At 61.3% G+C, this 15,241-nt stretch carries 11 protein-coding genes and 1 tRNA gene; 8 read left to right on the top strand and 4 right to left on the bottom strand.

Annotated elements, in window-relative coordinates; translation table 11 throughout:
• Positions 1 to 307: 307 nt before the first annotated feature.
• Positions 308 to 1,453, bottom strand: a complete 1,146-nt coding sequence (locus AC6H1L_RS11295; RefSeq protein ID WP_497597610.1) for an acyl-CoA dehydrogenase family protein — start codon at positions 1,451 to 1,453, stop codon at positions 308 to 310.
• A 342-nt stretch (positions 1,454 to 1,795) separates the two neighbouring features.
• Between AC6H1L_RS11295 and AC6H1L_RS11290 the strand changes: the two genes are divergently transcribed.
• Complete coding sequence (locus AC6H1L_RS11290) at positions 1,796 to 1,984, top strand: hypothetical protein (protein WP_497597609.1); 189 nt, start codon at positions 1,796 to 1,798, stop codon at positions 1,982 to 1,984.
• Between the two features lie 132 nt (positions 1,985 to 2,116).
• Here the strand turns inward: AC6H1L_RS11290 and AC6H1L_RS11285 are convergent.
• A tRNA-Thr gene (locus tag AC6H1L_RS11285) sits at positions 2,117 to 2,189 on the bottom strand.
• Between the two features lie 814 nt (positions 2,190 to 3,003).
• Between AC6H1L_RS11285 and AC6H1L_RS11280 the strand changes: the two genes are divergently transcribed.
• From AC6H1L_RS11280 to AC6H1L_RS11250, 7 genes are all read left to right on the top strand, one after another.
• Positions 3,004 to 3,702 carry a response regulator transcription factor gene (locus AC6H1L_RS11280; RefSeq protein WP_497597608.1) on the top strand — a complete coding sequence of 233 codons (699 nt, stop codon included), beginning with the start codon at positions 3,004 to 3,006 and terminating at the stop codon, positions 3,700 to 3,702.
• Positions 3,699 to 5,042, top strand: coding sequence for a sensor histidine kinase (locus AC6H1L_RS11275; RefSeq protein WP_497597607.1), 1,344 nt, complete (start codon positions 3,699 to 3,701; stop codon positions 5,040 to 5,042). The genes AC6H1L_RS11280 and AC6H1L_RS11275 overlap by 4 nt, the downstream gene beginning before the upstream one ends.
• Positions 5,043 to 5,199: 157 nt before the next feature.
• Entirely contained in the window at positions 5,200 to 5,985 is a 786-nt protein-coding gene (locus AC6H1L_RS11270) for a DUF5666 domain-containing protein (protein WP_497597606.1), read from the top strand.
• 63 nt (positions 5,986 to 6,048) lie between these two features.
• Positions 6,049 to 7,482, top strand: a complete 1,434-nt coding sequence (locus AC6H1L_RS11265) for an efflux RND transporter periplasmic adaptor subunit (protein WP_497597605.1) — start codon at positions 6,049 to 6,051, stop codon at positions 7,480 to 7,482.
• Positions 7,483 to 8,283: an ABC transporter ATP-binding protein gene (locus tag AC6H1L_RS11260; protein ID WP_497597604.1), complete on the top strand. Its 801-nt coding sequence runs from the start codon at positions 7,483 to 7,485 to the stop codon at positions 8,281 to 8,283.
• On the top strand, positions 8,280 to 9,614 hold the full coding sequence (locus tag AC6H1L_RS11255) for an ABC transporter permease (protein WP_497597603.1): 1,335 nt from the start codon (positions 8,280 to 8,282) through the stop codon (positions 9,612 to 9,614). Before AC6H1L_RS11260 ends, AC6H1L_RS11255 begins: the two co-directional genes overlap by 4 nt.
• Before the next feature lie 616 nt (positions 9,615 to 10,230).
• A complete protein-coding gene (locus AC6H1L_RS11250) occupies positions 10,231 to 11,748 on the top strand; it encodes an alkaline phosphatase family protein (RefSeq protein ID WP_497597602.1) in 1,518 nt (505 codons plus the stop codon).
• Between the two features lie 212 nt (positions 11,749 to 11,960).
• Here the strand turns inward: AC6H1L_RS11250 and AC6H1L_RS11245 are convergent, their stop codons facing one another.
• Positions 11,961 to 13,388: a YlbE family protein gene (locus AC6H1L_RS11245; RefSeq protein WP_497597601.1), complete on the bottom strand. Its 1,428-nt coding sequence runs from the start codon at positions 13,386 to 13,388 to the stop codon at positions 11,961 to 11,963.
• Positions 13,375 to 14,985: an acyl-CoA synthetase FdrA gene (gene fdrA / locus AC6H1L_RS11240; protein WP_497597600.1), complete on the bottom strand. Its 1,611-nt coding sequence runs from the start codon at positions 14,983 to 14,985 to the stop codon at positions 13,375 to 13,377. The genes AC6H1L_RS11245 and fdrA overlap by 14 nt, the downstream gene beginning before the upstream one ends.
• Positions 14,986 to 15,241: the final 256 nt, after the last annotated feature.

Below are 15,241 nucleotides of genomic sequence, written 5' to 3'. Positions count from 1 at the left end.
ACTATACGGATCTATTATTCCATTAAAAGTCTAGCATATTCTGTGCGAGAAGACAAGGAAGAGCTAAGCAGCAGCGGCTCATATGCAGCAACCTCACCCTTTCGTTGCCTTGCTGCCTGCCGATGCTGCAGCCAACCTGGCCAGGCCAGGTGAGACCTGTGTGGGACATGGCTGAGACGTGGCGCACTGCAGCGCAGCGAGAAAGCCTGACCATGATGCTCTCTCCCCGATGGCGCCTCTCAGTCACGCCCCTCTCATGTTATATCGACCGCTTTGGTCTTTTTCTGCAGATTAGAACACTTGTCTACTAGCGGATATTCCCTAGCAAGGCCCGTGCGATCACCACCCGCTGAATCTGGTTGGTGCCCTCGAAGATCTGAGCTACCTTTACATCGCGCATATAGCGCTCAACGGGATAATCTCGTACATAGCCGACGCCGCCCAGCACCTGGACCGCATTGGTTGTGACTTCCATAGCCACATCGGTAGCAAAGCACTTGGCCATCGAGGCGTACATACTGGCGTTTTGCTCGTGGTCCAGCTTGTAGGCGGCCTCATAGACCAGCAGGCGGGCGGCCTCGATCTTCATCGCCATATCGGCCAGCATAAACTGAACGCCCTGGAAAGCGCCGATCGGCTGGCCGAACTGCGTGCGCTGGCGAGCGTAGGAGCGGGCAACCTCAAAAGCGGCCTGCGCCACGCCCACGGCGATCGCGCCGATATTGATGCGCCCGCCGTCCAACGAGGAGAGCGCGATCTTGAAGCCCTGGCCCTCCTCGCCCAGGCGCTGACTGAGCGGAATAGCGCACTGCTCGAAGATCAGCTCCCGAGTTGGAGAGGAGCGCAGGCCCATCTTGCGCTCAGTTTTCCCGAAGCGCAAGCCGGGGGTACCTTTCTCGACCACAAAGCAGCTGATGCCCTGAGAGCCGCGGACCGGGCTGGTGCGGGCCATAACTAGATAGAGATCAGCTTCACCGCCGTTGGTGACCCACATCTTGGTCCCGTTGAGTACGTAGCTGTCGCCATGACGCTCGGCACGGCACTGGAGGCTAGCCGCATCCGAGCCGGCTCCAGCTTCACTGAGGGCAAAGGCCCCCAGCAGCTCGCCGCTGGCCAGGCGCCGGACCCAGCGCTCGCGCTGATCCTCGCTTCCGAAGCGTGCGATGGAGCCGGCTACCATGTTATGCACCGAGAGACCCACGGCGGTCGCCATGTCTCCCTGAGCCAACTCTTCATAGACCAGGGCGGCCACGGTCCGGCTGAGGGCACTTCCCCCATAGGCCTCGGGGATGGTCATGCCCAAGAGGCCCAGGGCGGCCATCTTCAGGTAGACTTCGCGCGGGAAATATTCCTCTTCATCCCACCTGGAGGCGTGGGGCGTAATCTCTTGCTCCGTGAAGCGACGGACGGTGTCGCGAATCGCTCGTTGCTCCTCATTGAGATCGAACTGCACTGCTGACTCCTGTTCTGCTACTGGCTCCGGCTTACTACCGAGCTGGCAGGCACAGGCGAGCCGGGACCGGCGAACATGCGTGCTTTTTTAGCTCGTCAACGCTGGCTGGCTGACTGATGCAGGCCGGGCCAGGATAGGAAAGACGAACAAGCAACAATGAAGCGGCAGGCGCGGGGTGCTCTGCCAGGCAGGCTCAGCGCCAGTGCGTGGCCTGCGATGAGCAGACGAGCAGTCTCCGCCAACCTCTTCATTATTATAGCAGTCTGACAACCAGGTGCCATTGATAGCTGCCGGCGTGAGGAACGGAGCGGAACAGGGCGAGCACCAGGCTCGCTCAGGTGTTTGCTAGACGCCAGCGAACATCCGTTCTGCGCAGGCAGCGAGCCGAGCGGTGGCCAGAGGGCAGAGAAGCTGACAGACCGGCGAACGGCGGAGCGAGCGGGTAACCACGAAGCTGCAGGCGCCTGGCTTGTGCGCTTCCTGCTGCGTCTCAACAAGCAGGGTGCCATCGACGTCGAAGCGCGCGGCTAAGCTGGATCAGACCAGGTCTGATCTCAGAATAGAAGGCAGCCGCGCCGAAGCCTGTTTACTGGGTCCTTCGCATTGCGTCGCGCCCTGCACAATATGGCAAGCCCCGGCGTTCCACAACTGCCGGGGCAGCGGAGCCGATGGTCGGACTCGAACCGACGACGACTCGCTTACAAGGCGAGTGCTCTACCAACTGAGCTACATCGGCCTCTCTTGACTCTCTGCCTGGGGCGCGCTAGCTCGCGCACGCGCCAGGCTTGCGGGTGATGGCTCTCTTTCTTCCTTCCTGTGTCACTACTATAGCATAACGGGGCTGAGATTGCAAGAGAGGGGGACAAGCGGGGACAGGGCCGGGCGGGCCGGCCGCAGCCCTTCTGGATCGCGTGAGATCAGGCGGTGAGGAGGTGGCTCAGCGAGTAGACGACAGGGGGAGGGAGCAAAGGGAAGACAGCGGCGTAGCTGGCTTGAAGGCTGGGTTGTCCTGATCTACGGAACTTGAAAAACGCCACAGAGCATAGCACGTCCCTGCCGGTCCGGGCTTTACACAATCTTTACAGATCCGTCACACTTTTCTGAACTCTTCTCGGTATACTTAAGCAGCGACCGGGTATCCTCCAGCAGGGATGGTGGTCTGCCAGATCTCCTGCCACCGGTGGTTCTTGCATGGCGGCAGACCATCCCTCCCTGCTGCGGCCAAAGGGCGGTCTCCTCTGGCTCTGGCAAACGGTAGGCCTTGGCGGCAGGCACCCATCTGCTAGAGGAAAGTGTCTATGCGCTGGCGGTCCTGGCGGCAAAGGCTGCAGGCCCAATAGGCGCGGCCAGACAACCAGGCTGAGTCAAGAAGATCGACGGAGCCGCTGCTACATCCACCTGGGCAGAGGTCTGAAGCGAGCATTGGGCAGAGATGAGACGTAGGGATGCTAAGGGTGGTCAAGAGACCTGCGCGTGCTGATGAGCGTAGTGTAGTATAGGGATCTTGGCCTGGCCTTAGCTGCGTTGTGGAGAGATTCAGAGCTAAATGTATGAGATTGCTGGTCATTGAAGACGAGCCTGATATCGCGCACGCGCTTGCGAAGGGGTTGCGTCAGCGTGGCTATGCTGTCGATCTGGCCTACGATGGGGAGCGCGGCTGCATGCTGGCCGAAGTCAATGACTACGATCTTGTGATCCTCGATCTCAATCTTCCCGGCCTTGATGGTCTAGAGGTGTGTCGCCGTCTCCGCGCGCTTCGCCCTTCCATGCTGATCCTCATGTTAACTGCTCGCAGCAAGCCAGATGAGCGCGTCGCCGGTCTGGAGCTGGGAGCCGATGATTATCTGGTGAAACCCTTCTACTTCGCTGAACTGGTGGCCCGCATTGGCGCCTTATTGCGGCGCGATCGACGCGGGCGTGAACCGCTCCTTTGCTACGCCGATCTAAAGCTTGACCCGGTGGCGCGGGTGGTCTGGCGTGGCAATCAGCGCCTCTCGCTGACAGGCAAGGAATTCGGCATCTTAGAGTATTTGATGCGTCACCAGGGCGAAGTTGTCAGCCAGGAAACATTGCTTGAACACGTCTGGGACTCCCAGGCCAATCCTTTCACTAATACGGTGCGTGTGCATATCAATTCGTTGCGGCGCAAGCTTGGTGATGTGGCCGAGGCGCCGCGCTATATCGAAACGATTGTTGGACAGGGTTATCGTTTGGGTCCTCCCTCTGCTCCATCGGAGGAAAAAGCATGACCAGATTCTCCATCTCACTCCCGCGTCTGAATCTGCGTCTGCGCCTCCCGCGGCTCCGTCCGGCTCGGAGGCGCTTATTGCCGCTACGTCTGCGTATTGCCATTGGTTCCGCCGCTCTGGTCTTTGTGCTCAGTTTCTCCCTGCTTTTCTTTATTAATATAGCGGCGATTAATGGCTTTGCCCGCGTCATCCACAGCAGCGGACTCGATTGGCCACGCACAACGGTTCTGCCGAATGGACTACGACTGAGGAACACGCTGCCGCCTTTGCCGGCCCCGCTGGCGGAGCGCCTGGCCGAGAGCTTCGCGCGCGGTCACCTGAATCCGATCGAACGAGCACTTCTCCTGGAGCTACAGAGCATCTCTCTGATCGGTCTGGCCCTGGTTGCGGTCCTGGGCGGGCTTGGAGCCTACTGGTTGGCGGGCACTGCTCTGCGTCCGCTCCGTCAGGTCAGCAATGCGGCGCGGCGCATCAGCGTCGAGACACTTGATACGCGTTTGGCCCTGACGGGACCGCGGGATGAGATTAAAGAACTGGCCGATGCTTTTGATGCCATGCTGGCGCGTCTGGGCGAGACCTTTGCCCAGCAGGGACGCTTTGTCGCCAACGTTGCTCATGAGCTGCGCACGCCGCTGGCGGCCATGCGCGCCAGTCTGGAAGTGGTAACGAGCGATCCTCAAGCAACGCTGGAAGATTATCAGGAGATGGCGGCGGCCCAGGAGCGCGCCCTCAGTCGCCTGGAATCGCTAGTCTCTAATATGTTGCTACTGGTCAAGAGCGAGCAGCCGCTGCGCACATACAGCGACGTCAGCCTTGGGCCATTGCTAGAGGAGGTGCTGCAGGAGCTACAGCCGCTGGCCGAAGAGCATGGGGTCAGTCTGATGCTGGAGAATCTGCCTGACCTGGTGGTGAGCGGCGACGAGCTGCTGTTAGCGCGCGTCTTTTCCAACCTGATCGAGAACGCGATCTGCTACAACCGTGTGGGCGGTGAAGTGCGCATCAGTGGGCTGGAGGCCGAGGGGCAGGCGCGCATCACGGTGGCCGATACGGGGATTGGTATCCCTCCCGAGGAGCAGGGACGCATTTTCGATCGCTTCTATCGCGTCGACAGCTCGCGCTCGCGGCACAGCGGAGGAGCCGGCCTCGGTCTCTCTATCGTGGCAGCGATCGTACAGCAACATCACGGGCAGATCAGCCTCTGGAGCGAGCCGGGCCGTGGTAGCATCTTCACTGTGACTCTGCCGTTAGCTCAGAATGTGCTCAACGACGGCGCCTCTGCGGCCCTGCCGGCGCCTGCCGGGCCCGCAGGCCGTGAAACGCCGGCACTGGCCAGGACATGATTCGCCTCTGTGCGTGTAAAAAGGACGCGCCAGCCCTGCGCGGAACCAGCCAGAAACTCACAGGCTCCTCATCTTAACAAGGATTTTATCCCCCATTGGCTAGACTCCCTATGTGACGATGCCCATAGAGTGTTACAGCGAAGGGAGTCACAGCACCATGATCATGGTTAAGCAGCCAGCGCGTCAATTGCTGCGCTACGCAGCCGTTGGCTTGCTCTCGCTGGCGACCCTCCTCTTACTGGCGGCCTGTGGTACCAACAGCGCCACCGGGGCGGGCGTCAGCGCCTCTGCCTCCGCAACTCCCACCTGTCCCCCTACCCCACGCTTTCAGAGCGTGAGCGGGACGGTGCAGAGCGTCAGTACTGGCTCCTTCACGGTCCTGAACCGGCAGGGGCAGAGCAAGCAGGTGGTCTATACCAGCAAGACGCGCTTTATAAAGCAGGTGCAAGAGAAGGTCAGCGACCTCAAGGACGGGGAGCAGGTCACAGTCTTTGTGAGCCAAAACTCTGACGGCAGCTACTCGGCTGTCTCCATTGAGGCTGGCGGCGGGCAGCTAGGCTTTGCGGGGAACGGCACTGGTCAGAGCGGCCAGGGCACGCGTCAGGGCCTCGCGGGCAACCGTGGCAACTTCAACACGGCCTGTTTCCGGCGCCAGGGTCAGGGTCAGAACGGCCTTGGGGCTAACGGCACCAGCGGCCAAAACTCGCGGGCGGTGCGCGGCAGCGTCACCCAGATTGTCGGGAACCAATTGACGGTGACCGATAGCAGTGGCAGCAACTTTGTGCTGACCTTGACCAGCTCCACACGCATCATCCAGACCGAAGCTGCCAGCGCGAGCGATCTCAAGAGCGGGGTAACGGTGCTGGTCATTGGTACGAACGATAGCCAGGGTCAGCTGACCGCCTCCAGTGTCACCATTAATCCCCAGACACAGGGGAGGTAAGGAATGAAGGCAGGCTGATAGCAGAAGCGACCTGGGAGCCTTCTTCTGAAAGGAGATGTAAGCATGTCCGATGTTGAGACGAATCTCCAGCCGTTACTGGAGGACGAAGGGAGTGAGATCGCTACAGAGGAAGCGGCGCGTTTCGAAACCAAGCTCGCTCTACCGCCACGCCGGCGCCGACGCCGCGGCTGGTTGATCGCCACCGTCGTGATAGTGGTCTTGCTACTGGCCGCCGGCGGAGCATTGGCCTACCTGCACATGAGCGCGCAGCAACAGCCGCAGTATACGCTGGCGACGGTGACCACCGGCAATCTCTCGGTAACGGTCTCGGGGACCGGGCCGATTCAGCCGCGGGCCCAATACAATCTGAACTTCCCCAGCTCAGTGGGAGGTCAGATCAGTGAGATCGATGTACAAGTCGGCCAGCATGTGACGAAAGGCCAGGTGCTGGCAAAGGTGAATTCACCTTCGCTGCAAGACGCGGTGACGCAGGCCCAACAGGCCGTAAACAACGCGCAGACGGCCTACAACGATGCCGTTAACAGTGGGGCCTCGCAGTCCCAGCTTGATCAGCTCCAGGGCCAGCTCCAGAGCGCTGAGGACCAGCTAGCAGCGGCTCAGCACAACCTGGCCCAGACTGTGCTGACAGCCCCCTCTGATGGGACAATTGTCGCCATCAATGGAACTGTTGGCCAGACGCCCGGTTCGACTGGCTCCGGCTCTAGCTCCGGTTCCTCCGGCGGCAGCGGGAACAATGCCTTTATGGTCCTAGTCGATACCAGCTCCCTGACCATTGCCGCCGCCGTTAATGAGGCCGACATTGCCAATGTGCAGGTCGGTCAGCCGGCTTCCTTCACAGTTGCGGCTTATCCTAACCGCACCTTCCATGCGACCGTTTCCTCAATCGATATCCTCGGCCAAAACTCTTCCAACGTCGTGAGCTATACCGTTGATCTGACGGTCGATCAGAACAGCCTCAACGGAGCCCACATCTATCCGGGCATGACCGCCACGGTCAATATTACGACCCAGCAGCGCATCGGGGTCCTGCTGGTGCCAAATCAGGCGCTGACCTTTACCAATGAGGCGGTACAGGTCGGGGCCATCAGCCGACAGACGCTGGCCCAGGTCTATCGCAATGCCGGCATCTCCTTCGGCCAGGGCCAGGGGAACAATGGCAGCGGCGCTGGCAGCACCAATGGGACCAGCCAGAGCAGCTCTAGCAGCAACAGCAGCAGCGGCAGCACACGCGTGGTGTTGACCCTGCGCAATGGTCAACTGACGCCGGTAGTGATCCAGACTGGCCTGACCAATGGCACCTATACCGAGGTAATCTCGGGCCTGCGGGACGGTGATCAGGTCGTGGTCAGCGCAAGCGGCGGCGTCTTCTCTAATCTCTCCACGACGAGCACAGGCACTGGAACCGGTGGCCTGGGCGGCGGCAATGGCTTCGGCGGTGGCGCACGCTTCTTCGGCGGAGGAGGAGGTGGCCGCTAAATGGAGCAGCGTGAGCAATGGCAGGCTGATGGACATCGCGCCTATCCATTGGTGCGAGTCCGTCAGCTTGTCAAAAACTATTACCTGGGTCATACGGTGGTACCAGCTCTGCGCGGGGTTGACCTCGATGTCTGGCCGGGCGAGTTTGTCGCCCTGATGGGCCCCTCCGGTTCAGGTAAATCGACCTTCATGAATCTGCTTGGCTGCCTGGATCAGCCGACGGCGGGTCGTTACCTGCTGAATGGGGTGCCTGTCGATGAACTGAGCCCCAACGAGCTGGCCGATGTGCGCAATCGCTCCATCGGCTTCGTCTTCCAGAATTTCAACCTTTTGCCCTGGATGACGGCCCTGGAAAATGTTGAGCTGCCGCTGACCTATATGCAGATGTCCGCTGAGGAGCGCAGAAGGCGGGCTGAGATTGCGCTGACGCTGGTGGGCCTGCGGACCCGCGCGCACCATCGTCCGACGGAGCTATCCGGTGGTCAGCAGCAGCGTGTCGCCATTGCGCGCGCCCTGGTAACATCGCCGACTCTGCTCCTGGCCGACGAACCGACAGGGAACCTGGATAGCCAAACCAGTATCCAGATCATGGGGATCTTGCAGGAGTTGAATCGCCGCGGCCTGACGATTATCCTGGTGACGCATGAGGCCGATATTGCCGCCTATTGTCGTCGTCAGGTGCGTTTCCGCGATGGGCGCGTCGTTGGCGATACGCTCAATCCGGAGCCGCTGGAGGCCCGCTTGCAGCTGACGCCCCATGATCACGATCAGGAACAGGAGGGAAGGAAGGTGACCTCATGAGTTTTCTGAGGCCCGAGACCGGTGCCCAACATGCGACGGTGCCGCAGCCAGCACCGCTGGAGCGCAGCGCTTTCCTGCCTCCCGTTCATGACTATCGGCGCGCGCGCGGCTTCTCCGCCGTCTACCAGGGAACTCGCAGCGCGCTACGCGCTTTGCGCGCCAATGCGCTGCGCTCCCTGTTGACCTCGCTGGGGATCATTATCGGCGTTGGCGCTGTGATCATGATGATCTCGATCAGCGAGGGAAACGCCGCAACCATCAATCAGCGGCTCTCGGCGCTCAATCCGACTCAGTTGACAGTCTTCCCGGGCAGCGCCCGCGGTACCGGTGGCGTGAGCGCCGGCCTCGGCTCGGCCCAGTCGTTGACGCTGGACGATGCCAATGCCATCGCTCAGCTCCCCCATGTGACCGCCGTCAGCCCCCTGATTAACACCCAGGGGCAGCTTGTCGCCGGTGATCAGAACTGGTCAACCTCGGTCGTCGGGGTGGCTCCCCCTTATCAGCAGATCGGCGGCTGGCAGCTTCAGGATGGCAGCTTTATCTCTCAAGATGATGAGGATAGCGGCCATACTGTAGCGGTGCTTGGGCAGACAGTGGTCGATAATCTCTTTGGTCCGGGGGCCGATCCGGTGGGCCAGAGCGTGCGCATCAATGGGGTGCCGTTCACGGTGATCGGCGTCCTGGCCCCCAAGGGGACCAACGGCGGGCGCAATGCCGATGATGTGGTCTATGTGCCCTATACGACGGCCCGGCAGCGCCTGAGCGGCGGGCGCTCTCTCGGTCAAATCGTGCTGACCGCCGATAGCACTTCCGATGTCGGCCTGGTGCAGAATGAGGTCGAGCAGTTGCTAGAGCAGCGGCATAACATTTCTAATCCGCAGCTCGATGACTTCCAGATCTCCAATCAGCTCCAGGTGCTGCAGTCGGTGCAAGGGACCAATCAGGCCCTGACCATTCTGCTGGTCAGCGTGGCCTCGGTCTCGCTGGTGGTCGGCGGTATCGGCATTATGAATATTATGCTGGTCTCGGTGACGGAGCGGACGCGCGAAATCGGTATCCGCATCGCGATCGGGGCCCGTCCACGCGACGTGATGACGCAGTTCCTGATTGAGGCCCTGGTGTTGAGCGTGCTGGGTGGAATCATCGGCATTATTCTGGGACCCGTAGGGGCCCTGGTGCTGATGCATTTCACGAATACGCCCTTTGTGCTCGATCCGCTCTCAGTGTTGCTGGCCTTCGGCGTCTCGGCCCTGGTCGGCATCATCTTCGGCTTCTATCCTGCGCAGCGCGCGGCGCGCCTTGATCCGATTATTGCGCTACGCACCGAGTGAGCCTGGCAGGTTTCTCACGATAGTGCCTGCAGCCCCTTCGTGAATACCCTCACCGACACTTGCCAGGGAGGGACGAGCCTGGTAGGAAGCTATGGCAGCTTCTGCAAGGCCCGTCCCTCTCTCGTGCTTGATTGGCTTGCGCCGGCCTGCCAGCTATGGGCCGGCAGATCCTCCTACCTGTTGCTCAGAGAGCCAGGCGCGGGCGGTATGGCCCGAGTCTGGTCGCCTGCTGCTCAGGCCAGGTGCGCTCTCTCCCGACTTCTCCTGGGGGCCGTGGTTTCTTGACCTCTTTTGGACTGGTTGTATGCCTGTCAAAAATGAAGAGGCGATCTATTGCCTTTCTATCCTTTATTTTGGATCATTAGGCTTAGAGGCATGGATTGCGCGGGCTGGCTATACTCAACATAGCCGCTATTCCTTAACCTGACCTTTGCGCCCGCTTAAACAAAGCGTGATACACTTCCTCATGGAGCTGCACGGAAGACAGCCATTACCAGGCACATGGCGCCTGGCGGTTGTCGGACGCGAGAAACGCCAGTCAGAAGCTTACCGATTCCAGGCAAGAAGACCAGATTCTCTCTGGTCCAATGACCTCACGGAAAGGTGGGAGCACACGATGAAGCGCGTCTTCAAAGTCGGCCTGGCCATGCTGCTGATGGTTATTCTGCTGGGGGCAGTGGCCGCGGCTGCGGCGCCACGCCAGCCTCAGAAAGGAGTGACGGGAGCGCGGCGCGCGACGACCACTCCTATTCAGCATCTTGTGGTCATCTTTGATGAGAATGTCTCTTTCGATCATTATTTTGCGACCTATCCAGTCGCCCTGAATCCTCCCGGTGAGCCGGCCTTCCATGCCAGACCCGGTACGCCCACGGTCAACGGCCTGACGCCGAGCCTGTTAAGCCATAACCCTAATAGCGCCAACCCCAAGCGGCTCGATCGCTCCCAGGCTCTGACCTGCGATCAGGATCATGACTATGATGATGAGCAAAAGGCCTTTGATCACGGCCTGATGGATCGCTTTGTGCAGTCGGTAGCTGGCTCAAGCTGCTCCGATAAGTCGATCGTGCTGGACTACTACGACGGCAACACCGTCACCGCGCTCTGGAACTATGCCCAGCACTTTGCTATGAGCGATAACTCCTTCGGCACAACCTTTGGCCCCTCGACGCCGGGCGCTATCAATCTGGTCTCCGGTCAAACGCACGGGGCCACCCCGGCAAACGTGCCCGGCCTGATCAGCAACGGCACGCTGATCGGCGATGCTCGCCCGGCCTTTGATGACTGCTCGGTCGGTACAACGGCGTCCCTCAGTGGCAAGAATATCGGGGATCTGCTCAATGCCAAAGGCATTACCTGGGGCTGGTTCCAGGGTGGTTTTCGCCCAACGGCGGTCAATAATGGCAAGGCCGTCTGTGGCGCCGCTCATAAGAACATTGGAGGGGCCACCGTCACTGATTATATTCCCCATCATGAGCCGTTCCAGTACTATCAGTCGACGGCCAACCCGCATCACCTGCCGCCTTCCTCGGTGCAGATGATCGGGCGCACCGACCAGGCCAACCATCAGTATGATCTCAGCGATTTCTGGGCCGCTCTCCAGGCTGGCAATCTGCCGGCGGTTAGCTTCCTGAAGCCTGCCGCCTATCAGGATGGCCACGCCGGCTACTCTGATCCGCTCGACGAACAGCATTTCCTGGTCGATACTATCAACCGCCTGGAGCGCTCGCCGTACTGGGAGAGCATGGCCATTATCATCGCTTACGATGATTCAGATGGCTGGTACGACCATGTGATGGGGCCGATCGTGATGCGTTCCGCCGATCCAACCTATGACGCCCTCACTGGGCCAGGACAGTGCGGAACGCCAGAGCCGGGGACCTACTCGGGACGCTGCGGCTATGGGCCTCGCCTCCCCTTGCTCGTTATCTCGCCTTTCGCACGCGTGAATTTTGTCGACCATACGGTGACTGATCAGACCTCGATCCTGCGTTTTATCGAGGATAACTGGCAGCTTGGTCGCATCGGCGATCAGTCGTTTGACGAGCTGGCTGGCCCCTTGACGCAGATGTTTAACTTCTCCGGCCCGCGTGCACCGCGTCTCTTCCTCGATCCTGAGAGCGGCACACCGCTCTGATGAACGGCGTGGGGAGGGATGGCCTTCCCCACCCGCTCCGGGAAAGCGACTGGCCGTCTCAGCTTCCCTTCCTGCGTCACGGCTATGGCTGCCCGGCCTGGCAGCAAGGAGCCTGCGCCCAACGGTCAGCGCGCAGGCTCCTTCCCTCTTTTGTTTTCATCACAGGCATGGCGAGAAGCAAGCTCCCTCTGCTTTTCGGCTTCGCTCCAGCTTCAGGCTGCTTGACGGCTGGCCGCCAGGGCCTGCAGGGCGGCGGTGAAGCACTCCATTGGCGGGTAAACGATCCCGGCCCCTACCTGACCGATACCCGGTAGGCGGTGGGCGATGCCAGTATTGATCACCGGCGGCGAGTTGAGGCGACAGACGCGGCGGATGTCGATGCCAGTCGGAGTGCCCTGGAAATCAAGAGCTGGCAAGCTGAACTGTGGGTTCGTAGTCACAGTCAGGGCATACATGTCGCGGGTATAGCGCAGAGCGTCGGCGGGCGAGCCGCCAATGAACTGGACGATCGCCGGAGCGCCAGCCATAGCAAAGGCCCCTAAACCGGCGGTCTCCGTAATAGCGCTGTCCCCGATATCGGGATTGGCATCCTCGGGGCCAAAGCCAGCGAAATAGAGGCCCCGAATCGGCTGGGCTGGCCCCACAAACCAGCGCTCGCCCAACCCGCTCACGCGGATGCCGAAGTCGACTCCATTGCGCGCCATCGTGACCACCACGCTGCTATTGGGCACGTTCGCACCTGCCAGTGTCATGGCCTTGGCAGCCGCCATTGAGGGATTCAGATGAAAGTGATCGTTTGAGGCGATGAAGCGCAGCACGCTAGCCGTTTCGGCGCTGGAGCTTCCCGTTTCGACCAGAGCCGGGGCCAGTTGGCGCAGAAACAGCGAAGTGGCCGCCTTATTGCGGTTATGGCCCTCATCGCCCATGTGGAGAGCCTGAGCGAGCAGCGAGCGCAGGTCGAGGCCGCCCACATGGCGCAAGGCCCGGCTCAGCGCCGGCCCCAGCACCTCCTGCATCCATCGCAGGCGCTCGATGACCTCGGGCGCATAGGCTCCATAACGCAGCACCCTGCCCAGGCCCTCATTCAGGGGGGCGAAAGTCTGATTGCCGTGGACCCTATCCTCCACGACGAGCAGCGGCATCGAGGGCGAAACAATGCCGGCCATTGGCCCGACGGCGTTATAGTGATGACAGGGGGCGAAGGTGAGCGCTCCTGTCTCGGCCAGGCGGATGGCCTCCTCCTCTGTACGGGTCCAGCCCTCGTAGAGGCAAGCGCCAATAATGGCGCCACGCATAGGACCGCACATGCGTTCCCAGCTAATCGGCGGGCCGGCATGGAGCAGAGCGTAGCCTCCGCCAGTCTCGCGAAAAAGGGGGATGACGGCGCGCGCAGGCTGGACGTCGATCAGAACCGGCTCGGCGGCCAGCATACGCCCTACAGCGATCTCGTTGGCCCGATCGATTTCTGGATCTGCCAGTAGCCTGGCTAAGTGGGTGGGATCGCCGGCGGGTGGTCGCCAGGCCACATGCGTCACGGCCACGCCCTGGGCGCGGAGCGCCTCGGCGAACAGCTCAGCGCCCACATTGATAACGCCAGGCAAGGGCGTGCCAGGCTGCTCGGGAATGCTAGAGGATACCACCGTTTCCCTCCTGCTCATAGAGTAACTGGACGCAATGGAGAGCGGCCTCAGCGTTGCTCGTCAATACCGTGGCCCCAGCTTCCTGCAGGCGCGCAGCCTGAACCGAGAGACGCTGCGGGTCGCCCTCTGTTCCGCACAATGAGACCACAATCGCCGGGCGCGGGCCGCGGCGGCGCAGTTCGGCAATGACGGGGGCATAGATGGCCGCCGGATCAGGATGGGCGCAGTAACCAAGCACGATGTCCAGCAGAATCACTGCAACGCGCGGATTGCTGGCGACCGTCTGGAGAGCCTGCAAGCGCTGCGAGGGATCGATCAGAGGATGCGGACGCCCGCGGGTGTATTCATCGGAGCCAAAGTCGATAGCGCAGTGTCCCGGGAGGGCGCTCAGACTACTCTCGCGCAGACTCCAGGCAGGCTCTAGCGGAATATTAGAGTAGATCGGTCCCAGCAAGGCACTCCAGAGTTGCATTGCTTCGTCGCAGAGGGTGCCGCCCGCGAAGAGACCAACCATATAGCCACTGGCCGCGGAGACCGCGCAGGTCTGTCTGAGCCGTTCAAGACGAGCCGCAATGGCGCTTGCAGGAGTGGTCGCCATGTGATAGGAGGCAGGCGTAGCGGCCAACTGAACGGCCAACGTGGCTGCGTCCGTCAAGGTGCGGGCCAGGGCGACACGCTCGCCGTAGTGCTGCTCCAGCCTCTCGTGATCAGCGCCAAGAAAGCAGGCCACGACGGCCTTGGAGCCGCTCGCTGCCGCCTCTAGCACGCGCGCTGCTACCTCCGGCGCAGGCGGCTTAGAAACCAGGACGATCACGCGCGTGCTCTCGTCCTCCAGAAGCAGACGAAGGCCTGCCAGCGTTGTAATGGCCCCAACCTCGCGGCTCAGGTCGCGCCCGCCGCAGCCGATGACCTGAGAGACGCCGCTGCCCTGCTGAGCGATCAGCGACATTACCTGTTGAATGCCGGTGCCCGAGGCGCCGACGATGCCGATCGGACCACGTGGTACGACATTGACGAAGCCCAGGCCTATGCCATTCAGAAGGGCGGTGCCGCAGTCAGGCCCCATCAGCAAGAGGTCGCGCTCCTGGGCCAGCCTCTTCAAGGCAATTTCTTCCTGGAGAGGGACGTTATCGCTGAATAGAAAGACATGGAGGCCAGCCCGTAGAGCCTGCTCAGCCTCCAGGGCGGCGTAGGGACCAGGCACCGAAATCGCTGCCAGGCGGGCCTGTGGCTGACGCCTGACGGCCTCTTCTAGAGAGCGTGGAGAATATGCTGCTAAAGTAGGGGCTGAGGCGGCTGTGTCCTGCTGCAGAGTAGCTCTCGGCTGGCGGGCGGTGAGCAGCCTCTCGGCGGCCTGCAGCGCTTGCTCACCGGCCTCCGGGGTTGCGGCTTTGACCACAAGAAGCAGGTCTTCTGGTCCTGCTGAAATGTCGCCAGGGTCAAGGCCGACCTCTGCAAGAAGCTGACGATTGGCGTCGGTGGCCATCACAGCGGCGGCATCCTCGACACCCGGTAGCTCCTTGAGGGCCGTCGCAATCTGCATCAGGGTGATCGAATCAAGGTAGGTACGTCGCCTGACCTGCGCTTGAATCGCCATATCCTTTTCTCCTGCTGAGCCAGGCTGTCCAGCTTAGCCGAAGGCACCAGGCCGGGGACAAGGCCAACAGGGCCAGGCGCCTGCCTTGGCGAGACAGCCTTATGTGACTGGGCTGAATAAAGGTGACGCCTTGAACTGGGCCAACAATGATGGATGCTCGGCTTGCACAGCAAGCTGACTGCCACCGAGAGCAGACAGACAGCAGCCGGCTCTCCAGCGGCCAGCAAAAAAGCGAAGCCGGACCGGATGCGGACTA

The organism is Thermogemmatispora argillosa (genome assembly GCF_059696725.1).
Note: the sequence above shows the minus strand (reverse complement) of the source record. Positions and strands in the feature narration are given on the sequence as shown.

What these genes read in the sequence shown, in the direction of transcription:
- AC6H1L_RS11265 (WP_497597605.1), top strand. Translation starts at nt 6,049, where the DNA reads ATGTCCGATGTTGAGACGAATCTCCAGCCGTTACTGGAGGACGAAGGG.
- fdrA (WP_497597600.1), bottom strand. Translation starts at nt 14,985, where the DNA reads ATGGCGATTCAAGCGCAGGTCAGGCGACGTACCTACCTTGATTCGATC.
- AC6H1L_RS11255 (WP_497597603.1), top strand. Translation starts at nt 8,280, where the DNA reads ATGAGTTTTCTGAGGCCCGAGACCGGTGCCCAACATGCGACGGTGCCG.
- AC6H1L_RS11260 (WP_497597604.1), top strand. Translation starts at nt 7,483, where the DNA reads ATGGAGCAGCGTGAGCAATGGCAGGCTGATGGACATCGCGCCTATCCA.
- AC6H1L_RS11280 (WP_497597608.1), top strand. Translation starts at nt 3,004, where the DNA reads ATGAGATTGCTGGTCATTGAAGACGAGCCTGATATCGCGCACGCGCTT.
- AC6H1L_RS11275 (WP_497597607.1), top strand. Translation starts at nt 3,699, where the DNA reads ATGACCAGATTCTCCATCTCACTCCCGCGTCTGAATCTGCGTCTGCGC.
- AC6H1L_RS11270 (WP_497597606.1), top strand. Translation starts at nt 5,200, where the DNA reads ATGATCATGGTTAAGCAGCCAGCGCGTCAATTGCTGCGCTACGCAGCC.
- AC6H1L_RS11250 (WP_497597602.1), top strand. Translation starts at nt 10,231, where the DNA reads ATGAAGCGCGTCTTCAAAGTCGGCCTGGCCATGCTGCTGATGGTTATT.